Genomic DNA, 22,778 nt, shown 5'->3' with positions numbered 1-22,778 from the left:
TAAAATATATCTTAAAAGATGCAGGATCAATACACTTCTAAAGTATTTGATATAGATTACACACCTTCTCGAAAAAAAATGAGAGATGCAAGAGTAATGTCAGAAGCAGAAGTCCTAGATCAGCTTAAGTTGTCTGAAAAAACAGACGTATATCAAAGAATAGATTTTCAGAAAAAAACCTCGAATCTTATCAAAGATTTAAGAACTTCAAATCAACCAGACTTATTGTCATTGTTTATCTCCGAGTATAATTTAACAAGTGATGAAGGACTTTCATTAATGACTCTAGTTGAGGCTTTTCTTCGAGTCCCAGATAATAAAACAAGGGATAAATTATTTATTGATAAAGTTGCTAGAAAGGGTTGGACCAGGCATATTGGTGGCAGTAAATCATCTATGGTTAACATTGCAACTATTGCTCTTAGTATTGCAGATAGGATGATTGCACATGGAAGTAATAAAGAGATTAAAAATAGAATAAAAAAAGCGTTAGAGATTCTATCTAGGCCCGGTATACGGTTTAGTGCAAACAATGTGATGCAATTTTTTGCTAAGCAGTTTGTCTATGCTGAAAATATTAAAACTGCAATTAAATCAAGTAAGGCTAAAAATGGTTTGTATTCATTTGACATGCTTGGAGAAGCTGCTTGGACTATGGCAGATGCTGACAAGTATTTTTTATCTTACAAGAATGCATTAATAGAGATTGGAAAGCATAGGCAATCAAAAAATGTATTTGAGGCTGATGGAATATCGGTAAAACTTTCTGCGCTTCATCCTAAATATGATTTTATGCACAGAGAGAGAGTTCTCTCTGAATTACTACCTCGGATAATTGAGCTCGTAAATATTGCTCAAAAATATAATATAGGAATTAATATTGACGCCGAAGAGGCTGAGCGCTTAGACCTCTCATTGGACGTAATTGATCGAATTATGGGTTCGATTGCAAAAACATCATGGCAAGGATTTGGAGTGGTAGTTCAGGCTTATCAAAAGCGCTCACCATATGTAATTGATTGGCTACACCAAAGCTGCAAAAAATATGATTTAAAGATAATGGTAAGGCTAGTCAAAGGGGCTTATTGGGATAGTGAAATTAAGAAAGCCCAAGTTATGGGAGAGGTTGATTATCCAGTTTTTACAAAAAAAATAAATACTGACTATTCATTTTTAGTGTGCGCTCAAAAACTACTCTTGATGAGGAATTTTATCTATCCCCAATTCGCAAGTCATAATGCACATTCATTAGTCAGCGTTTGCGAAATTGCTGGAGATAATGTTGGATTTGAGGTACAAAGACTTCATGGTATGGGCGAGTCTCTTCATATCCATATAAAAAATAAATATGATGTCCTTTCAAGGGTATACGCGCCAATTGGGAGTCATAAGGAGTTATTGGCTTATCTAATGAGACGATTATTAGAGAATGGAGCTAATAGCTCCTTTATTAATCATTTATTTGATGAGAACATTAAGCCAGAAAGCTTAGCAATAGATGTTTTTTCTGAAGTTGAAAAAGATACTAATAACACTCATTCAAAAATCCCACTTCCAAAAGACATTTTTAAAGATACCCGACAAAACTCATCAAGTATTATGCTGACCGAGCAGAATGAAGTTGATTTACTATTTCAATCTCAAGAGCCTTGGTTAAGGAAAAAATGGCAAGCAAAATCAATGATTTCTGGGATAGTTCTAGAGGACTCTAATCAGGAAGAGGTAAAAAATCCATCTGATACTGCTGATATTGTGGGGAGTTTGCTTTACGCTAATCACTCACAGTTAGATCACTGCTTAATATCAGCACAAAACGCATTTAATTTAAATTCTCATGAGCCAGATAGAATTCTGGAGAGTTTAAATAGAGCCGCTGAACTCTATGAGGCAAACCAATTTGAATTGATGGCCCTTGCAATGCGAGAGGCAGGAAAAACCTACCAAGATGCCATTGATGAAGTAAGGGAGGCAGTTGATTTCTTACGTTATTATTCAAACTTAGCAAGAAAAGTGTTGCCAAACAAAAGAAAGGCTATGGGAGTTTTTGTTTGTATTAGCCCATGGAATTTTCCTTTAGCAATTTTTACAGGCCAGGTCGCTGCAGCACTCGCTTCTGGGAATGTTGTAATTGCTAAGCCTGCTGAGAGTACCTCCTTAATAGCCTATAGAGCAAGTGAGTTATTAATAGAGGCTGGAATTCCTTTAGGAGTATTTCAGCTTTGCTTAGGAAAGGGTTCGGATATTGGCTCTTACCTAACTAGCAGTTCAATAATTTCTGGTGTAGCCTTTACAGGCTCATCAGCTGTAGCAAAACAAATCAAACACAACCTAGTTAAAAATGGAAATCCAGAGGCAAGAGTTATTGCTGAAACTGGTGGCTTAAATGCAATGGTAGTAGATTCAACCGCCTTATGCGAGCAGGTAACAAGAGATGTTATTGATGGAGCATTTAAAAGTGCAGGGCAACGTTGTTCTGCGCTTAGGATACTAATGATTCAGGAAGAATGCTTTGATGAAACTCTAAAGATGATTCAGGGCGCAATGTTGGAGCTCCATATTGGAAATTCAAAACACTTATCTACTGACTGTGGACCAGTTATAAATCATGATGCACAAGTAAAACTTCAAGGCTATATTGAAAAATCTAGAAAAAGAAATCAAATAATTGGAGAAATTCAATGCGATCTTCAAACTGGCTATTATGTAACTCCAACAATTATTAATCTTAAATCTATCGATGAGATTAATGAAGAGTTTTTTGGTCCAATCCTCCATGTTATTTCATACAAGAGTAATGAGTTGGAATCTATGATTGATCAATTAAATACAAAAGGCTTTGGATTAACGTTTGGCATACATTCCAGAATTGACAAACAAGTTGAGGAAATTACCTCTAGAGTTAATGCTGGAAATGTTTATGTGAATCGAAATCAAATCGGCGCTGTTGTTGGATCTCAACCTTTTGGAGGTGAGGGCTTATCGGGTACTGGTCCTAAAGCAGGAGGGCCAAGTTCACTTCATGGATACAGCCAGAGTATAGCTTCAACTAAGACAACCAATCATGAGCTTAAACTCTATGGGAATTCACAAGTTAATAACTTGATTTTGCCGAGCATCCTAATAAGTGCAGATTTTATAACTAAAGTGAAAAACGAGTTTTCATTCATTGAAAGTGATTTCTTTGACTTTCTGCATGATGAAATAGCTAAATATACAACTAAGATTTCCTTACCTGGGCCAACTGGTGAATCAAATAGTATTAGATATAAACCAAAAGGAACAGCGCTATGCCTTGGTCCAACCGCTATTGATGCACTTAAGCAGACTTTACTAGCTCTTGTGTTAGGAAATAGTGTTGTTAGCCTTATTAAAGATGATGAATATAACTCTCTGATTGCACTAGGATTTGGAAAAGAAAGTATATTTAGATTGGTTAACGGGCCAAGTCTGAAGTTGATGAAAAGTGAATCGTATAAAGTAATATTATTTTTTGGTAATTTGATGTCAGTGGAAAAGTTCATAGTTAATCGGAGCTCAGCGATTACCCCAGTTATGAGCTCTCTTTATGAGACATGGCAATTAGTTAATGAGCGTGTCATTACAGAAGATACAACGGCATCTGGCGGTAATGCCAATCTCTTAGCACTTTAATCTTGATTAGTTGTTTTAAATATTGTCGGCGTTAATTTAGTCTGGCCAATGAACCAACGAATAAATGAAGAGGGATCTGAGTAGCCAAGTTGATATGAAATTATTTTGACTGAAAGACTATTTTTCAGCATACTTTTGGCTTTTTTGAGCTTGAAGTTATTTAGAGTCTTTCGAAACGTTGTTTTTTCTTTTGATAATTGATAGCGAAGCTGGCTAGTGCTGATACCGAGCTGATCTGATATTTCCTGAATATTGATATTGCTATAGTAATTTTCATAATTGTTCATCAGTACTTCAATATTTTCAACAAGATTAGCCTTGTTAACTTTTTTATCGATTTTTTCTTGCGCAATTGACTTTAAGTAATCAACAAGCTTGGTATTTGAGAGGGCATTCTTTTTTAAATAATTTTTTTTGCTAATTACAATTGATGTTTCAGCACTTTGAGAGTTAATTGGGCAACTAAAAACTGATTTTTCTTTTATGGCTCCTCCAGAGGTATGAATTTTTGTATTAATGCATCTAATTGGGAATCTTTTAGACTTAATGAAGGCAGCAAGTATGGAAAGGCATAGATTCTCATAAACAAATGAATGCTGAATCTTTGGGTTTGCTATAAATAGCACTTTAACTTCATTGAGATCTTCCCTAATTACAAAATTAATGCCTTCTAATTCAATATTTATATAAGTTTGCAATAGCTTAAAGCCCTCTTTTAAGTGCCTAGAATAAACAAACATCAATCCAAACGCTTCAGCATAGTTAGGCCTTATTTGAGCTAATCGAGCATAATTTATTGAGATAAGCTCATCATTAAAAACTGATTCGGCCGCGATAAAAAAATTTAAAAAAATATCAATTGGTAACGATAAATTTGAATTTAATAGCATATTTTTTGATAACCCAATCCTGTTACAAATTTCATTTACTTTTTCTGGGTAAATTTGCTGTAATCTTTGAATTGATCGCCAAACTGCACTATTTGTATTCATACTAATTCAACATAAAGTTAAGATAAAAATTACAATCCTTAGAAAATAAAGCATTATAAAATGTTAATATTTTATTATATTATGATAACTTACATTTATTTTTTATAACTATACTAGTTATTCAATTATTATTTTTAATAATTCATTTACGACAACGCTTTAAAAAAGGATTAATTGCTATGCTCGAAACTATATTTCAATATTCACTTCTTTCTTTCTTTCTTTCTATTGTATTAATACTAGTAGCTTTAGTGAGGTTTCAAATTAAGCCATGGCAACTGTGGCTTATAGCAGTGGGGTTGACATATCCAGGCGCTGTAATTGCTGAGCATTTTGGTGCTCAACTTTTACTTCTTTTTCTTTTAGCTTTAGGTGTTCTAATAGTTCCAAGTGTTAGATTATTGTTATTTACTAAGCCGCTTTATAAGTTAATGCGCAAATCCCTTCCCCCAATTGGATTAACGGAAAGTATTGCACTTGAAGCAGGAAGTGTTTGGTGGGATGCTGAGTTATTTCAAGGTAATCCTGATTGGAAGAAGCTATCAGAGCTTGAGGCAACTGAATTGACCGATGAGGAGCAAAGTTTTGTTGATAATGAGGTTGAAACCCTTTGTGGTATGGTCGATTCCTACGAAATTGTTTCCAGTGAAGATTTGCCTAAAGAGGTATGGCAGTATATTTTTGATAAGGGATTCTTGGGCTTGATTATTCCAAAAGAATTTAATGGACTCGGTTTTTCTCATTTCGCGCATGCCATAATTGTAGGAAGGCTTTCATCGGCCTCACAATTTTTGGGAATTTCGGTTATGGTTCCAAATTCTTTAGGACCTGGCGAACTGTTATTAAAGTATGGGACCGAAGAGCAAAAACAACATTACTTGCCACGTTTAGCCAAAGGAAAAGAAGTACCATGCTTTGGGCTAACGTCTACAGTTGCTGGTTCTGATGCAGGCTCTCTGGTTGATAATGGGATAGTATGTTATGGTGAGCACGAAGGTAATAAAGTATTGGGTCTAAGATTAAATTGGGAAAAGCGCTATATAACCCTTGCACCTATTGCTACAGTTATAGGTTTGGCTTTTAAGGCATATGACCCTGATAATTTACTACCAGCTGATCACCCTCTTTATAAGAAAAATGATTTAGGAATTACGTGCGCACTTATTCCACGAAAAACGGAGGGCTTAAGTATAGGAACACGCCATCGTCCAATTGGTGAACCATTTCAAAATGGCCCTATTTATGGTAAAGATGTTTTCATACCAATGGACTGGGTAATTGGTGGTGAAAAAATGATTGGCCATGGGTGGAGAATGCTTATGGAGTGCCTAAGTGTTGGTAGAGGAATATCATTGCCTGTAACTGGGGCATCTGCCACTCAGGCTATGCTTTTAACTACGAGTACCTATGCACAAACTCGTGAGCAGTTTGGAATTCCAATTTCGAAAATGGAGGGAATCCAAGAGAAATTATCGAATCTTGCGACAAATGCATTTCGAGCAACTGCAAACATTAATCTTTCTACTTGGGCGCTTGATGCTGGACATCGACCATCGATTATTTCAGCAATAGTGAAATATAGAAACACTCAGTTATTGCAAAATTCTTCAATAGATGCAATGGATGTTCATGGTGGAAGAGGAGTAATGCAAGGCAAAAGAAATTATGTTTCAAATGTCTATTCTGGTGCTCCAGTTGCGATTACTGTTGAAGGCGCAAATATTTTAACTAGAAGCTTAATGATTTTTGGACAGGGGCTTGTTAGGTGCCACAAAACATTATTAGAAGAATTAACAGCGCTTCATGATGACGGGAAGAATGCAATTAAGAATTTTGATAAAGCTCTAGTAACTCATGTTGGAAGTTTTATTAATAACATTGCTAGAGCAATTGTCTATGCTTGGACTAGAGGCAGATTGGCAAAACCTTATGGTAATAAAACGACAAAGCCTTACTACAGAAGCTTATCAGTTTTATCCGCAAAGTTTGCCGTCTTAACTGATATTGCCTCTTTATTGTTAGGTGGCTCTTTAAAAAGAAAAGAGATGGTTTCTGGCCGATTTGCCGATGCAATTTCTGCAATGTATGAAATAAGTTCATGCATAAAGCTTTATGAGGAGAAATTCCAAAATGACGATAATATTGAAAGTATTCTTAAATTATCAGTTCTTACTTTAGTTAAAGAGGCTGATTTTGCGATGCGAGAAAACATAGAAAGTATGCCAGTTAATAGAGTCGTTAAGACAATAATAAGATTTTTCCTTTTTCCTTTTCCAGTCACTAGCGATAAAATTAATGACAAATTAATCATTGCTACTTCAAATTCTATTACTGATATTGACTGGTTGATTGACAACTTATCTACATGTATTTGCTCTAACTTAAGAGAAAAACCTGGACACCCTTTCTATATTTTATTTCAGGGGTATGAGGCTGGGATTAAATTAAAAGTGCTCAGAGACAAAGCTAAAAAAGCAGGATACAAGTATCAGCCAAGTATTACCTTAGAGTTTTGGCTTCAAGGACTTGTTGATAATAAAACTTTAACCACTGAAGATAAAGAAAATTGGCTTAGATGGAATGACACTCTTCTTGAAGCACTAAAAGTGGATGATTTTGACAATTTAAAGAATTAAATATATAGGAAAACTATGAAACAATATTTTGATAAATCCTTTAGCAAGATTGCCGTTCTTGGCTCGGGAACCATGGGTGGGCAAATAGCTGCTCACTTCGCAAACTTAGGGTTTGATGTAGTCATGTTTGATACAAGTGAAGAGGCGCTATTGAAATCGCTCGCTATGATGAAAAAATTGAAACCTACGCCATTTGCGAGCCCTTCAATAGCGAGCTTAATTAAGACCTCAACTTATGAAAATCTAGATACCCTATCAAAATGTGATTTCATAATAGAGTCAATTGTTGAAAATATTGATATCAAAAAACAACTTTTCTTGAAAATAGCTCCTTATGTAAATGATCATGCAGTGCTCGTGACAAATACTTCTGGGTTATCAATTCAAAAAATTGCTGAGCACTCACCTGAAAGTTTGAGAAGTAGAATTTTTGGAGTTCACTTTTTTAATCCACCTAGATATTTACCACTTGTTGAATTAATACGAACTTCATTTAGTGATGAAAAGTTACTTCATATAGCTGAAGGATTTATTACCTCGGCATTGGGAAAGGAAGTTGTTTATGCGAAAGATAGTCCTGCTTTTATTGCTAACAGAATAGGCGTTTTTTCTTTTTTGGCTGTATTAAAGCATGCTGAAAATTTCTCTTTATCTGCCGATACAGTTGATGCACTAACTGGCAAGAGGGTTGGAAGGCCGGCTAGTGCTACATTCAGAACTCTAGATGTTGTTGGTCTTGATGTGATGTCAAATGTTGTAAAAAATATTTATGAAAATGCCAAGGATGATCCATGGGTTGAACTATTCAAATTGCCTGATTGGATTGATCATTTAATTGAAAAAGGGTCATTAGGAAGTAAGACAAAAAAAGGCATATATGAGAAAGTAGGAAAGAATATAAATGTTTATGATCCAGCTACTGGAGAATATAGACTCTCAGATAAAACTATTAGTTCAACGGTCAAGAAAATACTCAAAGATAATGGGAATATTGAGAACTCATTATTAGAGCTATCCAAATCTGACGATCCACAAGCACAATTTTTATGGTCAGTACATCGTGATGTTTTTCACTACGCCTCTTTCCATTTAGAGCATGTGGCTGAAACAGTAAGGTGTGTTGATCTTGCATTAAAGTCAGGCTTTGCTTGGCAGAATGGCATCTTCGAGCAAGTCCAGCTTACTGGTTGGAGTGAGGTTAGAGAGGCCTTGAATATTGATATTAGTGGTGGTAAAACTCTTTCTCAAGAGCCCCTCCCAAATTGGGCTATGGATAAAGATTTTGTTTATTCTGATGATGGAGCTTTTGATCCAAATAAGAATCAATATATTCCAAGATCATCTCATCCAGTTTATGAAAGGCATATACATAAATCTCTTTTGCAGGGTGAAAAGCAATATAACCAAAATATTTTGCTCGAGGGCGAGGCAACTAAGTTACTCGATATTGGTGATGGTATTGCTAGCGTTTCTTTTAAAACAAAAATGAATGTTTTAAGTTCAAACGTTTTAATTGAGCTACCAAAGTGCCTTGATTATCTTGAAGAAAATGGTTTTCATGCTTTAATTTTTAAGCAGGAGCAAGAGCATTTTTGTGCTGGAGCCAATCTATATGAAATAATTTCTGCTATTAAACTAGGCCTACTAGAAAAAGATCCAGGAGTTGCCTCTAAAGCTAAAAAGAAGGCGTTTGAAGTTATGAATCCAGGTCTTCCTAAGCTTGGTAAGCTTTATTCCATTAAAAAAACAGTAGCTATGCTGCAAGAATTATTGATGCGCTTAAAGCATGGCAAAATAGTAACAGTAGCTGCAGTTGATGGACTTGCACTTGGTGGAGGCTGTGAGCTTTTATTACATTGCAATAAAGTAGTAGCCTCAATGAATTCTTATATTGGCCTTGTAGAAGTTGGTATTGGTGCCTTACCAGCGGGCTGTGGAAGTAAGGAAATGGCTTTAAGGGCATTTCTTAATAAAGAAACAGATGATATATTTCCTTTGCTTTCTAAGCATTTTGAGCAAATTGCCATGGCAAAAGTTTCAGCAAGTGCTTTAGAGGCAAAAGAAATGGGCTATTTAAAAAATGATGATGTAATTATTGCTAATCCAAACGAGTTGCTTTATGTTTCAAAGCAACAAGCAATGGCATTACTAGAATCTGGATTTAAATCTCCTTTAGATTCAACATTTAAAATAGTTGGAAAAGCTGGGTATGCGAACATTATGGCGCAAATTGCCAACCTTTATGAAGGGCACTTTATGTCAGATCATGATAAGTATTGTATAACCTCTTTGGCAAAAGTAATGACTGGCTCTGAAGTTGAAGAAAATACAACAGTGAATTCGCAAATGCTATTAGATCTTGAGAGGAAGTATTTTATCGAACTTTTAGGCACTCAGAAAACGCAAGAAAGAATTGAGTTTATGCTAAGAAATAGCAAGCCACTTCGAAATTAACTGGAGAACATTATGAGAAAAGCTTATATTATTGATGCAAAAAGGACTCCAGTTGGAAAAGTAAGGGGTTTATTGTCTAAAACTAGAGCAGATGATTTATTAATTCATGCAATACAAAGTGTATTAAAAGCATCGGATGCTAGTGAAGAAATTAATAAAAATATTGATGACATTATTGTTGGCTGTGCTATGCCAGAGGGCCCACAAGGGCTAAACATTGCTCGCATTGCAACATTACTTGCTGGCTTGCCAGATTCAACGCCTGCGTACACTTTAAATAGGTTCTGCTCATCTGGACTTCAGTCAGTATCCAATGCCGCTGACTTAATAAAATCGGGCTCAGCTGACTTAGTTATAGCAGCTGGCGTGGAGAGTATGAGCAGCGTTCCTATGACTGGCTTCAAACCTTCAATGAATCCTAAAATTTTATCAGATGAAAATATTTCTATAGCCTATGGAATGGGATTAACTGCAGAAAAAGTAGTACAAAAATATAAAATATCAAGAGAGGCTCAAGATGAATTTGCATTTGAAAGTCACCAAAAAGCTATTCTTGCAAATAGTAATGGTTCATTTTCAAATGAAATATCACCAATAACAACTGTTGAAAATGGATACTCAACTACTTCCAATGAATACACGACTCGTTCTAATGTTGTATCTATGGATGAAGGTCCAAGAGAAGATACAAGTATTCAAGTTTTGGCTAAATTAAGAACTGTATTTGCTCAGGATGGTTCAGTTACTGCAGGAAATAGCTCACAAATGTCTGATGCTGCTGCTGCAGTTCTTGTTGCTAGTGAAGAGGCAGTTGAAAAATACAATCTAACACCAAAAGCAGAGTTCATGGGCTTTTCAGTTGCAGGTGTTCCTGCAGAAATTATGGGAATTGGGCCAGTCAAAGCAATTCCTAAAGTTTTAAAATCAACAGGATTAAGTCAGGATGATATTGGCTGGATTGAGCTCAATGAGGCTTTTGCTGCGCAATCATTAGCTGTAATTCAAGAGTTGGGCCTTGATCCTAAAAAAGTCAACCCACTTGGTGGCGCAATTGCTCTAGGTCATCCCTTAGGGGCTACAGGTGCTATAAGGATTGCTACTCTAGTATCAGCTATGCAAAGAGAAAATATTGATTATGGTATGGTCACAATGTGTATTGGAACTGGTATGGGCGCTGCAGGCATACTTAAAAATATAAGAAATTAGATGAAAACACAAAATTTTATCAGTAAGCTAAGACTACCAATCATTCAGTCACCAATGTTCATTGTATCCAATGCAAGACTTGTTATTGCATCTTCAAATGCAGGAATTGTTGGGTCATTTCCGTCAGCTAATTGTCGAACATTAGAAGCACTGGATCAAACTTTTTCTGAAATAACTCAAGCTTTAGGTTCAGGCAAAGAAGCACTTCCTTGGGCGGTTAATCTTATTGTTAGTAAAATGTATGCTCGGAGCAATGATGACCTAGATTTAATTCTTAAGCATCAGCCACCAATTGTAATTACTTCACTGGGTAACCCCAAAGAGGTTGTTGAAAAAGTCCACAAATATGGTGGGTTAGTTTTTTCAGATGTCATTAATTTATACCACTCAAAAAAAGCAATCGATGCTGGAGTTGACGGATTAATATTGGTTTGTAATGGTGCAGGCGGGCATACTGGTGAATTGTCACCATTTGCTTTTGTGTCTGAGGTGAGAGAGATCTTTGATGGCATTATCATTGTCGGTGGAAGTATCAGCTCAGGCGATTCAATCTTGGCAATCCAGGCTATGGGTGCTGATATGGCTTATATGGGAACTCGCTTTATTGCTACTAAAGAAAGTGATGCCACTGAGGAGTATAAAGAGATGATACTTAATGCCTCAGCAAGTGATATTATTAAGTCTAATAAAATTACTGGTGTTAATGGCAACTGGCTCGAGCAATCACTAAAAAATGCTGGAATTTCTCCTAATGAAGGAGGAATTAAGCAAACATTGGGTGATTTAAAGAAAATGATAATGCCCCTAATAAAGCAAAAACTTAAAGTAGATTTTGATATCAGTAAGGTTACTGCTAAAAGGTGGCGTGATATTTTTTCAGCAGGGCAGGGAGTAGGTTCTATCTCCAACGTGCCAAGTGTTGAGGATTTAGTGTTAGAATTAGAAAAGCAACACGCTAAATCGAAAAGTCGAATTTTAAAAGGATAATAAATAAATGCTATCTAGGCCAGCAAAGCGAGATTTAAAACATAATAGAGTCATCGAAGGCAAGGGCTATAAAAGAGATGATGGGCTTTGGGACGTTGAGGTTTTCCTAGTTGATAGTAAAACCTATTCATTTGAAAATATGCATAGAGGGTACATAAGTGCTGGAGAGCCGCTTCATGATATGGCTGTTAGATTAACTCTAGATGATGACAGGAAAATTATCGATATAGAGGCGGTAATAAATGCATCTCCATACAACATTTGTCCACAGGCTGTAAAAAATTGCCAAAATTTAAAAGGTGAATATTTAATTTCAGGCTTTAATAGGAAAGTTATAAAGGCAATGGGCGGTGAAAAAGGATGCAGGCATATTACTGATTTATTGGCTTATGCAGGAACAATTGCTTATCAAACACTTTGGAAAGAGAAAACTGGCGGTGAAGCCAATACTATTTCTTTAGAGGAAGCCAAATCGATAGAAAAGAAATTTACAAACTCTTGTTTTGCATTTAAGAAAGATGGAGAGGTTTATAATCAGTACAAAGAAATATTAATAAACAAGATAGAGAAAAGTTAATTACTAGAATAAGGAGAAAAGCATGGAAAAAGTCATACCAAACAAACTTGAAGAAACAGAGTTTTTTAAAGAGCACGGTAACTTAGTAGAGTTTTTTGATAACTGCTGTCAAGAGCATAATGGAAAAATGGCTTTTGAAAGCTTTGGTGTTGAAATTTCATATGAAGATCTTTCAGAAAAAGTAAATGCTTTTGCCTCATGGCTGACTAATAATTTTCAGGCAGGAGATAGGATAGCTGTGATGATGCCAAATATGCTTGCCTATCCAATCATTGTATATGGAGCTCTGAAGGCTGGAATCGTTGTTGTTAATGTTAATCCTCTCTATACTCAAAGAGAATTAGAGCATGTCCTTAAAGATAGTCAAGCTAAAGTAATAGTAGCCTGGGAGGGCGTCGCTAATGTAGTAGAGAAGTCTAATCTTTCGAATGTAGAAAAGGTAATGATTACAACCGTTGGTGACCTTCTTGGATTTAAAGGGAAAATTATTAATTTTTTAACTAGAAAAGTTAAAAAATTAGTGCCTAAATTTAATATTGATGGCGCTATTATGTTTAATAAAGTATTAAGTGAAAACTTAGGGTCAAATCCAGTTAAAGTTGATATCTCTATTGATAATACTGCATTTCTTCAATACACCGGAGGCACAACAGGAGTTTCAAAGGGCGCAGTATTGTCTCATCGAAATATCCTTGCAAATATTATTCAGGCGTTTTTTACTATTGATCCAAAAATGTATGATGAATCAAGAAATGAACAGAGAATTGCAATCTGCCCGTTACCTCTTTATCATATTTTTGCTTTAACGGTACACAACTTTATGCTGTTTCATATTGGCGGTAAAAGTGTATTAATTACTAACCCAAGAGACCTTAAGACTTTTGTTTCATTAATGAAAAAACATAAGTTTCATATGATTTCTGGTGTCAATACTCTTTATGAGGCCCTATTAAATTATGATGGCTTTAGGGAGTTAGATTTTAGTAACTTGCTTATGTCATTAAGCGGCGGAATGGCTGCTTTAGATACCACTGCAAAAATGTGGCATGAAACTACTAAATCTGTCATTTGGCAAGCATATGGACTAACAGAGACTTCTCCTTTGGTGAGCGTTAATGATTATAAACAAACTGAATTTACTGGCTCTGTAGGACTTCCTGCTGCTTTCACTGAAATTGAAATTCGAGATGAGGATAATAATGTTTTAACTGAAACTAACGAGGTTGGAGAGCTCTGCGTACGCGGACCACAGGTTATGAGTGGATATTGGAATTCTGAAGTTTCAGGTCTTGACGAAAATAATTGGTTCATGACAGGTGACATTGCTCGAATAGATGAAACAGGTAATATTTTTATCGTTGATCGTAAAAAAGATATGATTATTGTTTCTGGTTTTAATGTATTTCCAAATGAGGTAGAGGCTGTCGTAAATGAGCATCCTGCAGTTCTTGAGTGTGGCTGCGTTGGAATTGAGGGTGAGAGCTCTCAAGAGCTTGTGAAAGTATTTATAGTTCTTCATGAAGGGCAAACGTTATCAGAAGAGGAGATCATTAGTTTTTGCCGTGAAAAACTAACTGCTTATAAGGTTCCTAAGCATATTGAGTTTATTAAAGAGATTCCAAAAACAAATGTTGGTAAGGTTCTAAGAAGAGAGTTAAAGACTAATCAATAGACCATTATGAGCTATTCTATGGTATAAATAGAGTGCGTGATAAGTTTTACGCTCTTAAGTTATAGTAAAAATTAACTTATTGATTAGACAGTTTTTCCTGAAAGAGAATATGTCTATTTTTGATTATGACTCAAATTTAAAAGAAATTAATGTACTTTTTAATTTGTTGTCAAATAAATATGATTTATAAATTAAGGAGAAAAAAATGAAAAAATTTAATTTTTTTAGTGCGTTACTTTCTGCAGCTTTGCTAAGTGGTATAACTGCTTCAACAGCAGTCTCAGCAGCAGATCAATTTGTTACTATTGGAACTGGTGGAGTGACAGGCGTTTACTACCCGACTGGTGGTTCTATTTGTCGACTAGTAAATAAAGACAGGGCGAGCCATGGTGTTCGTTGTACAGTTGAGTCAACAGGTGGGTCGGTATACAACATTAACACGATTCGTGCTGGTGAGTTGGATTTAGGTGTTGCTCAGTCAGATTGGCAGTACCATGCTTATAACGGAACTAGTAAATTTGCTGATGCAGGTGCATTTACAGATCTAAGAGCAGTCTTTTCAGTACATCCTGAACCTTTCACTGTTGTAGCTAGAGCTGATTCAGGTATTCGTAATCTTGAGGATCTAAAAGGCAAGAGAGTTAATATTGGAAATCCTGGTTCTGGCCAGAGAGGAACTATGGAGGTATTAATGGAGGCGCTTGGCTGGGATAAATCAACTTTTGCTCTAGCATCTGAACTGAAATCTTCTGAACAATCAAAAGCATTATGTGACAATAAAATTGATGCAATGGTCTTTACTGTTGGCCATCCTTCAGGTTCAATCAAAGAAGCAACTACCTCTTGTGACAGTGTCCTAGTAAATGTAACTGGAGCTGCAGTAGATGGTTTAGTGGCTAACAATGACTTCTATCGTACTGCAACTATTCCGGGTGGAATGTACAATGGAAATCCTGAAGACACTGTAACATTTGGTGTGGGTGCAACAGTTGTTAGTTCAGCTGCAGTATCAGATCATGTAATTCATTCTATTGTTAAGGGTGTGTTTGAAAATTTTGATTCCTTTAAAAAGTTGCATCCTGCATTTGCTAACTTGAAGAAAGAAGAAATGATTCAAGATGGCTTATCAGCTCCACTTCATGCTGGTGCAGCAAGGTACTATAAAGAAGCTGGTTTAATGAACTGGTAATTTTAAGTTTTAATTAAAAAGGATGGCCAACGCCATCCTTTTTTTTTATTTTTCTTAATGACTCAAAAATCCTTTATAGATGTTCGAAAAGATATATTATTCAATTATCATATTTAGGTCATAAATTTACATGAAAACTGATTTGGAAACTGGAAATCGAAATCCAAATAGTATATTTGTCAAAAATATACTGCTATATACTGCATTGACTTGGTCATTATTTCAACTATATGTCTCCTCTCCTCTAGTTCTTGAAATTACGCCATGGATGAATGCTGATGTAGTAAAGCGAGTCCATGTTTCTTTTGCTGGATTTTTAGCTTTTATGACTTATCCTGCATTTAAAAATTCTTCAAGAACTCTTGTTCCTTGGACAGATTGGATTATGGGTTTGCTGCTTGTTCTTTCTTGTATATATTTAATTTATAATCAGGTTTGGGATTCAAGAGCATTTGAAATGCGCTTAGGTGTCCCAAATTCAACGGATTTAGTTTTAAGTGTTGTAGGGCTATTATTGTTACTAGAGGCCACAAGAAGGTCATTAGGCCCTCCACTAATGATTGTTGCTTTGCTTGCTCTTTCGTATGTTTATTTTGGTGCTGGTGGATATGGCGGCGCCTCATTGAATAAAATTGTTTCCCATATGTGGATAACTACAGAAGGCGCATTTGGAATTGCAGTTGGCGTATCTGCAAGTATGGTTTTTTTATTTGTTTTATTTGGATCACTCCTTGAAAAGGCTGGGGCGGGAAATTATTTTATTAGAGTAGCTTATGCACTTACAGGCCATTATCGTGGTGGACCAGCTAAAGCTGCAATAGTATCATCGGCAATGACCGGTATGATCTCTGGATCCTCAATAGCTAATGTAGTAACTACTGGGACATTTACAATACCATTAATGAAGAGAGTTGGTTTTAGCTCTGAGAAGGCTGGAGCCATAGAGGTTGCATCTTCAACGAATGGCCAACTTACACCACCTATTATGGGAACTGCTGCTTTTTTAATGGTTGAGTATGTTGGTATATCTTATATAGAAGTTATTAAACATGCTTTCTTACCTGCTCTTATTTCATACATAGCTTTAATTTATATTGTCCATTTAGAGGCTTTAAAGGCGGGAATGGAGGGTCTTAAAAGAACCAAAAAACTTAACAGAGTTGATAAGCTAATTAGCATATGCACCGTGCTTATACTTTTGGGAATATTGGTTTGGGTCCTTCCACCATTTTTTGAATTGATAAAAGCAGTAGCTGGCGATTTTAATATTTTGATTGTTTCAACAATTATGATATTCAGCTATGTATCCTTATTATTTTATGTCTCTAGAATGCCTGATCTACCGACTGGAGATATTATTGAAATTCCTGAAGTTGGAAAAACAGTTAAAGCAGGACTTCATTTCCTACTCCCTGTAATATTATTAATTTGGCTTCTGACCGTTGAGCGTTTTTCACCTGAAACATCAGTTTATTGGGCAACACTATTTATGGTTTTTATCGTTTTAACACAAAAAATTCTTTTAGGAGTATTTCGAGGTAGTTTAGATTTCACTAATCAGCTAATCCAAAGCCTTTATGATATTAAAGCTGGCTTTATTAATGGTGCAAGAAATATGATTGGAGTAGGTGTTGCAACTACTGCAGCTGGAATAATTGTTGGTACTGTAACTCTAACAGGAGTTGGCCAACTTATTATAGGATGGGTTGAGTTTATTGCAGCAGGCAACTTGTTTTTGATCTTACTTTTCACAGCAATGATTAGTTTAATTTTAGGCATGGGCTTACCAACAACTGCAAACTATATAGTAGTCTCCAGTTTAATGGCGCCTGTAATTGTTAGCTTGGGTGCTGCAAATAATGTTGCTATTCCTCTAATTGCAGCGCATATGTTTGTTTTTTACTTTGGAATATTGGCTGACGATACACCACCAGTTGGTTTAGCTGCTTATGCTGCGGCAGCTATTTCAAAGGGTGATCCAATTAAAACTGGAGTACAAGGTTTTATATATGATATGAGAACAGCCATACTTCCTTTTTTATTCATATTCAATACTCAGTTACTTATGATTGGAATAGGTAATGTATTTAGTTTTTTAATGGTCGTTATTTCTTCAACTATTGCTATATTATTATTTGCAGCAGCAACTCAAGGTTATTGGCTAGTAAGGAATCGATGGTGGGAAACCTTATTACTTTTATTAGTAGCTTTTATGTTATTCAGGCCTGGTTATTTTTGGAATAAAGTTGACCCACCTTATGAAAGTCTTCCTGGAGATCAAATATTTGAAATTGCTGAAGCAATGACCCCAGGTCAATCGATTCGATTTATTGTTGAAGGAGAAACACTTGAGGGCATTCAAAGAAGTTACACTTTTTTATTATCTTTAGCTGAGGGTAATTCTGGAATGGAAAAAATAAATAATACTGGCTTTTATTTAGATGACTTATTTGGGGATATGGAGGTTGCAATGGTAATGCCTGGCATGTCAAATAATCGAGCAATAAACAAGCAGGTTGAGTCAATGAAAGTTGCTGGTGTTGATAGTGGCTGGATTATCACTTCTGTTCAAACTAAAAGAAATACTCTACCTAAGCAGATTATTTTTATACCAGCTCTTATGCTATTAGGCATTATAGCGGCAATGCAGTTTAGACGGAAAAATTACTAATATGGATATACAAAAAAACATTATAGATTTAAAGACTTCAGCTACATTAGCTATCAATGAACTATCGCAGGATTTAATTCAAGATGGTAAAGAGGTTTTTAAGTTTGGATTAGGTCAGTCTCCTTTCCCAGTTCCAGAGGTAATTGTTGATGAGTTAAAAAAAAATGCCCATCAAAAAGATTATATAAATGTATCTGGTTTAATAGGATTAAGGAGTGTGGTTGCTCATTATCATTCAAATAAAAATCAATATAAATATGGCGCTGAAAATGTCATAATTGGCCCTGGGTCGAAAGAATTAATTTTTCAAACACAGTTAGCATTAGATTGTGACTTGCTACTTCCAAGGCCGAGTTGGGTGTCTTATGAGCCCCAAGCACAAATAATAAATAAAAAAGTTCATTGGATTAAGGCTTCTGCTAAGAGCAATTGGCATCTTGACCCTCAAGAGCTAGGTAGAGTCTGTGATAATCTTAAGTCGGTTAATAAACTTTTAATTTTAAACTCGCCTAATAATCCTTCAGGAACAGTACATGGAGATTTAGAGGAATTAGCAAGGGTTGCCAGAAAGTACAATATCATTATTATTGCTGATGAAATATATGCTGAGCTAGATTTCACTGGAGAGTATAAATCCATTACTCACTACTACCCTGAAAAAACAATTATTAGTAGTGGATTGAGTAAGTGGTGTGGAGCTGGTGGGTGGAGACTTGGAACATTAATTTTTCCAGAAGGATTGAGTTATATTAGGGACAGCGTGAGAGCTATAGCTAGCGAAACCTATACTGCTGTGAGTGCGCCTATTCAGTACGCAGCTATTAAAGCATATTCAGAAGATCATTCAGAATTTCTCTATAGTTCCAGGCTAATTTTGAAAATAATTGCTGATTATATTTATAGAGAACTTTGCTCAGTTGGTGTGAAATGTCAAAAACCACAAGGAGGCTTCTACATGATATGTGACTTTTCAAATGTTATAAATATAACCAAGGAAATGAATAATGACAAAACACTTTGTAAAAAAATACTTAACGATATAGGTTTTGCAATGTTGCCTGGGTCTGACTTTGGTTTAGAAGAAGATAAATTATTATCACGTATTGCGTTTGTAGATTTTGATGGTTCAGCGGCTCTTAAATTTATCTCAAATAAGGATTTCTCACCTGAGAATTTTTTAGATATAATTTGTCCACAAATAGTAAAAGGTGTTTCACTTTTAAAAGAGTGGATTAAATCTCAGTAAACATAATTAAGGAAAGATAAGTGGATTATAACAAGGGATTTGAGTTTGATGATTAAGTTGCTTTGGAGCCCTACAAAAAACCAAATAGAAGATTCTCAGGCCTGGGAATTTATTCAAAAAGTTAATAAAAAATTCAATATCAGCCTAGAAAATTTTCATGATTTATATAAATGGTCATGCAAATGCCCTGAATCTTTTTGGGAGTTATTTTCGAGCTACTCTAGAATTATTGTAGATAAAAAATCTAAAAAAGTTTTAAAAAACGGTGAAGATTTTTTAAAATCAGAATGGTTTTCAGATTCAAAATTAAATTTTGCAAAAAATTTATTATCTAAAAGAGATCAAACGCCTGCAATAATTTTTTGGGGCGAAGATAAACATAAAAGTTCTTTAACACACGACGAATTATATAATCAGGTTGCAAGGCTATCTCACTGGCTTAAGAAAAGTGGCGTTGTAAGAGGTGACCGCGTTGCTGGCTTGCTTCCTAATATGGCCGAATCGGTGGTCTCAATGTTGGCAACATCTAGTATTGGTGCAATCTGGACATCCTGCTCTCCTGATTTTGGTGTTCAAGGAGTACTAGATCGATTTGGTCAAGTTAAGCCTAAAGTATTTATTTGTGTGGACGCATATCTTTATAACGGAAAGGTTTTTAATTGCCTTGAAAAGAATGCAGAAATAATTTCAAAGTTGCCATCTATTGAAAACACTTTGTTGGTTCGTTATATTAACGATCAAGCTTCTTTAAATGAAGATAATTCCATTTTTGCATTTGATAAAATTGCTGATCAGGAAGTAACTCCTGAATTAATTTTTGAATCAGTTACTTTTAATGACCCACTCTATATTTTATTTTCATCTGGAACTACTGGCGTTCCAAAGTGCATTGTTCATGGAGTTGGTGGGACTCTAATTCAACATAAAAAAGAGCATACTCTCCATTGCGACATTAAAGAAGGTGAAAGGGTCTTTTATTTTTCTACGTGTGGCTGGATGATGTGGAACTGGCTCGTGAGCTCTTTAGCTTCTGGGGCAACAATAATGCTCTATGATGGCTCTCCAATATTAAAACATAATGCTGGTATTTTGTTTGACTATGCAGAGCAAGAAAGAATTAATGTTATGGGTATATCTGCGAAATTTTTGGATACTTGCAGGAAAATAAATCTCAATCCAAGTGCATCTCACAATTTAGAAGCTCTAAGAATGTTGCTTTCTACAGGATCAGTATTAAGTCCTGATTGTTTTGATTATGTCTATCAATACGTAAAAGAAGAAATATGTTTGTCTTCTATTTCTGGTGGGACTGATATTGTTTCATGTTTTGTATTGGGCTCTACAATACTTCCAGTATATCGAGGTGAGCTACAAACTCGAGGCCTTGGTCTTTCCGTTGAGGTTTGGAATGAGCTAGGCGAATCTGTTACTGGAGAAAAGGGCGAGCTGGTTTGCACTAGTACTTTTCCTTCAAAGCCAATAATGTTTTGGAGCGATAAGAAAATGAATAAATACAAAAGTTCATATTTTGAACGTTACTCCAATGTTTGGTGCCATGGGGATTATGTAAAGCTCATGGAATCTGGTGGAATGATTTTTTATGGGAGATCAGATGCGACCCTTAACCGAGACGGAGTGAGGATCGGAACAGCTGAAATATATCGACAAGTTGAAATACTAAATGAAGTATTGGAGTCTGTCGTTGTTGAGCAAGCACTTGATGATGACTCACGAATCATCTTGTTTGTAAAGTTAAGTGAAGGTCAGCAGCTGAATGATGAGCTTAAGAATAAAATAGCTCATCAGATTAGAAGCAATACCACGCCAAGGCATGTTCCAGATGTGATCATTCAGGTATCTGATATTCCTAGAACAAAGAGTGGCAAAATTGTTGAATTAGCGGTTCAAAAAGCAATTAATAATCTTCCTATTGACAACAAGACTGCACTAGAAAATCCGGAAGTTCTTCAGGAGTTTTATCAACATAAAGAGCTTCAATGATGCTACATTTTGAAGGGTTATCAAAGGTTATAATATTATATTATTTCTAATTTAAGGTTTGTATTTTGGCTAAGCTTTACTTTTATTATTCTGCAATGAACGCCGGAAAGTCAACCTCACTTCTTCAGTCTGCATATAACTATAAAGAGAGGGGTATGCGGCCTTATATTATGTCGGCAGCAATTGACAATCGATATAGTGTTGGTAAAGTAACGTCAAGAATTGGCCTTGAGGCAGAGGCCTATCTTTTTCATAAGGAAGATGATTTGTTTAAGATACTTTCTGAGGAAAATAAAAAGCAAGGCATCAACTGTGTGCTTATTGATGAAAGTCAATTTCTAAGTCGAGACCAAGTTAAGCAGCTCGCTATTGCTGTAGATGATCTTGATATACCTGTTCTTTGTTATGGTATTAGGACTGACTTTAGGGGTGAACTCTTCCCAGGTAGTCAGCATCTTTTGGCTTGGGCAGACAATCTAATAGAGCTAAAAACTATTTGCCATTGTGGAAGTAAAGCAACGATGGTGGTTCGCACAGACGACAAGGGTAATATTATTAATGATGGCGATCAAGTAGTTATTGGTGGCAATGATCGTTACCAGTCAATGTGTCGAAAGCATTTTGCAGAGCATATCTGGTCAAATTGAGTTGACATATGAAGGTAAATAGCACTTTAATAGCCTCTTGTTATGAGTGAACTTGTTGCTCTTCTGCTGCTTTTAGGCGCATTTTCTGGATTTTTAGCTGGTCTATTGGGGGTTGGTGGGGGGCTAATAATTGTTCCAGCTTTGCTATATCTTTTGGCACCATCCGTGGACCAGTCAATCTTAATGCATACTTCAATTGGAACTGCTTTGGCGGCTATTGTTTTTACTTCTATTTCTAGTCTTTATGCGCATCAAAGGCACGGAGCAATACTTTGGGATAATTTTAAAAAGTTAGCCCCTACAATTCTACTTGGGTCTTTTACTGGCGCCCTATTAGTAAAATATATGAGCTTTGATTTTCTAAGGCTATTTTTTGCATTCTTTGAGATTAGTGTTGCTTTGATTCTATGGTTTGGGGTTACTGCTTCAAGCCATGCTGATAATTTATCTAGATGGGCTTGGTCAATAACTGGGTATTTTATTGGTCTAATTTCTGCTATGGTTGGAATTGGTGGTGGAACTATGACAACACCATTTTTGGTTTATAACAATGTAAATATTAAAAATGCTATTGCAACCTCTGCATCTGTTGGGATGCCAATTGCAATTGCTGGCAGTATTGGTTTTATGATTACAGGCTCAAGTCAAGCCCTTCCAACTGGTGGAATTGGATTTATCAATTTTGAAGCGCTTGTCGCTATTGTCGCTACGAGTATTTTTTTTGCGCCACTAGGAGCAAAGGTAACCCATGCTATTGATAGTAAAAAACTTAAAAAAGGGTTTTCAATTTTTCTAGGTTTTTTAGCTGCTATGGTTCTATTTTATTAAATGTCTACAGGCTTGATTTAT

14 protein-coding genes are annotated in these 22,778 nt (G+C 35.7%); 13 read left to right on the top strand and 1 reads right to left on the bottom strand.

Going from position 1 to position 22,778, the window contains the following annotated elements; all coding sequences use genetic code 11:
• Window positions 1-18: 18 nt before the first annotated feature.
• Complete coding sequence (putA, locus tag ABXT49_RS07395) at window positions 19-3,651, top strand: bifunctional proline dehydrogenase/L-glutamate gamma-semialdehyde dehydrogenase PutA (protein WP_416651603.1); 3,633 nt, start codon at window positions 19-21, stop codon at window positions 3,649-3,651.
• Here the strand turns inward: putA and ABXT49_RS07390 are convergent.
• On the bottom strand, window positions 3,648-4,643 hold the full coding sequence (locus ABXT49_RS07390; protein ID WP_416651602.1) for a helix-turn-helix domain-containing protein: 996 nt from the start codon (window positions 4,641-4,643) through the stop codon (window positions 3,648-3,650). The genes putA and ABXT49_RS07390 overlap by 4 nt on opposite strands.
• 179 nt (window positions 4,644-4,822) lie before the next feature.
• Here ABXT49_RS07390 and ABXT49_RS07385 point away from each other — a divergent pair, with 179 nt between their 5' ends.
• The 12 genes from ABXT49_RS07385 to ABXT49_RS07330 all read left to right on the top strand — a co-directional run bounded on the left by ABXT49_RS07385 (window position 4,823) and on the right by ABXT49_RS07330 (window position 22,757).
• A complete protein-coding gene (locus ABXT49_RS07385; protein WP_416651600.1) occupies window positions 4,823-7,279 on the top strand; it encodes an acyl-CoA dehydrogenase in 2,457 nt (818 codons plus the stop codon).
• A gap of 15 nt (window positions 7,280-7,294) precedes the next feature.
• Window positions 7,295-9,733 carry a 3-hydroxyacyl-CoA dehydrogenase/enoyl-CoA hydratase family protein gene (locus tag ABXT49_RS07380; protein WP_416651598.1) on the top strand — a complete coding sequence of 813 codons (2,439 nt, stop codon included), beginning with the start codon at window positions 7,295-7,297 and terminating at the stop codon, window positions 9,731-9,733.
• Between the two features lie 12 nt (window positions 9,734-9,745).
• Window positions 9,746-10,939 (top strand): acetyl-CoA C-acyltransferase, encoded by a 1,194-nt coding sequence (locus ABXT49_RS07375; protein ID WP_416651596.1) that lies wholly within the window; start codon window positions 9,746-9,748, stop codon window positions 10,937-10,939.
• Complete coding sequence (locus ABXT49_RS07370) at window positions 10,940-11,926, top strand: NAD(P)H-dependent flavin oxidoreductase (RefSeq protein ID WP_416651595.1); 987 nt, start codon at window positions 10,940-10,942, stop codon at window positions 11,924-11,926. It abuts the gene before it with no gap.
• A 7-nt stretch (window positions 11,927-11,933) separates the two neighbouring features.
• Window positions 11,934-12,503, top strand: coding sequence for a DUF2889 domain-containing protein (locus tag ABXT49_RS07365; RefSeq protein ID WP_416651594.1), 570 nt, complete (start codon window positions 11,934-11,936; stop codon window positions 12,501-12,503).
• Between the two features lie 22 nt (window positions 12,504-12,525).
• Complete coding sequence (locus tag ABXT49_RS07360; protein ID WP_416651593.1) at window positions 12,526-14,175, top strand: AMP-binding protein; 1,650 nt, start codon at window positions 12,526-12,528, stop codon at window positions 14,173-14,175.
• Window positions 14,176-14,380: 205 nt separating this feature from the next.
• Complete coding sequence (locus ABXT49_RS07355; RefSeq protein ID WP_416651591.1) at window positions 14,381-15,364, top strand: TAXI family TRAP transporter solute-binding subunit; 984 nt, start codon at window positions 14,381-14,383, stop codon at window positions 15,362-15,364.
• A gap of 130 nt (window positions 15,365-15,494) precedes the next feature.
• A complete protein-coding gene (locus ABXT49_RS07350; protein ID WP_416651590.1) occupies window positions 15,495-18,035 on the top strand; it encodes a TRAP transporter permease in 2,541 nt (846 codons plus the stop codon).
• Window position 18,036: 1 nt separating this feature from the next.
• The gene (locus tag ABXT49_RS07345; RefSeq protein ID WP_416651588.1) at window positions 18,037-19,281 is read left to right on the top strand and encodes a pyridoxal phosphate-dependent aminotransferase; all 1,245 of its coding nucleotides are present in this window, start codon (window positions 18,037-18,039) and stop codon (window positions 19,279-19,281) included.
• Between the two features lie 48 nt (window positions 19,282-19,329).
• On the top strand, window positions 19,330-21,282 hold the full coding sequence (locus ABXT49_RS07340; RefSeq protein WP_416651587.1) for an acetoacetate--CoA ligase: 1,953 nt from the start codon (window positions 19,330-19,332) through the stop codon (window positions 21,280-21,282).
• 65 nt (window positions 21,283-21,347) lie between these two features.
• The gene (locus ABXT49_RS07335) at window positions 21,348-21,929 is read left to right on the top strand and encodes a thymidine kinase (protein ID WP_416651585.1); all 582 of its coding nucleotides are present in this window, start codon (window positions 21,348-21,350) and stop codon (window positions 21,927-21,929) included.
• 42 nt (window positions 21,930-21,971) lie between these two features.
• On the top strand, window positions 21,972-22,757 hold the full coding sequence (locus ABXT49_RS07330) for a sulfite exporter TauE/SafE family protein (RefSeq protein WP_416651583.1): 786 nt from the start codon (window positions 21,972-21,974) through the stop codon (window positions 22,755-22,757).
• Window positions 22,758-22,778: the final 21 nt, after the last annotated feature.

This window comes from Candidatus Pseudothioglobus sp. Uisw_086 (assembly GCF_048085745.1).
Classification (GTDB): Bacteria; Pseudomonadota; Gammaproteobacteria; order PS1; family Pseudothioglobaceae; genus Pseudothioglobus.
This window is presented reverse-complemented; position numbering and strand designations above follow the sequence as displayed.

Coding starts and splice junctions, on each gene's coding strand:
- ABXT49_RS07355 (WP_416651591.1), top strand. CDS start 14,381: ATGAAAAAATTTAATTTTTTTAGTGCGTTACTTTCTGCAGCTTTGCTA.
- ABXT49_RS07375 (WP_416651596.1), top strand. CDS start 9,746: ATGAGAAAAGCTTATATTATTGATGCAAAAAGGACTCCAGTTGGAAAA.
- ABXT49_RS07385 (WP_416651600.1), top strand. CDS start 4,823: ATGCTCGAAACTATATTTCAATATTCACTTCTTTCTTTCTTTCTTTCT.
- ABXT49_RS07330 (WP_416651583.1), top strand. CDS start 21,972: ATGAGTGAACTTGTTGCTCTTCTGCTGCTTTTAGGCGCATTTTCTGGA.
- ABXT49_RS07390 (WP_416651602.1), bottom strand. CDS start 4,643: ATGAATACAAATAGTGCAGTTTGGCGATCAATTCAAAGATTACAGCAA.
- ABXT49_RS07340 (WP_416651587.1), top strand. CDS start 19,330: ATGATTAAGTTGCTTTGGAGCCCTACAAAAAACCAAATAGAAGATTCT.
- ABXT49_RS07380 (WP_416651598.1), top strand. CDS start 7,295: ATGAAACAATATTTTGATAAATCCTTTAGCAAGATTGCCGTTCTTGGC.
- putA (WP_416651603.1), top strand. CDS start 19: ATGCAGGATCAATACACTTCTAAAGTATTTGATATAGATTACACACCT.
- ABXT49_RS07345 (WP_416651588.1), top strand. CDS start 18,037: ATGGATATACAAAAAAACATTATAGATTTAAAGACTTCAGCTACATTA.
- ABXT49_RS07365 (WP_416651594.1), top strand. CDS start 11,934: ATGCTATCTAGGCCAGCAAAGCGAGATTTAAAACATAATAGAGTCATC.
- ABXT49_RS07360 (WP_416651593.1), top strand. CDS start 12,526: ATGGAAAAAGTCATACCAAACAAACTTGAAGAAACAGAGTTTTTTAAA.
- ABXT49_RS07350 (WP_416651590.1), top strand. CDS start 15,495: ATGAAAACTGATTTGGAAACTGGAAATCGAAATCCAAATAGTATATTT.
- ABXT49_RS07370 (WP_416651595.1), top strand. CDS start 10,940: ATGAAAACACAAAATTTTATCAGTAAGCTAAGACTACCAATCATTCAG.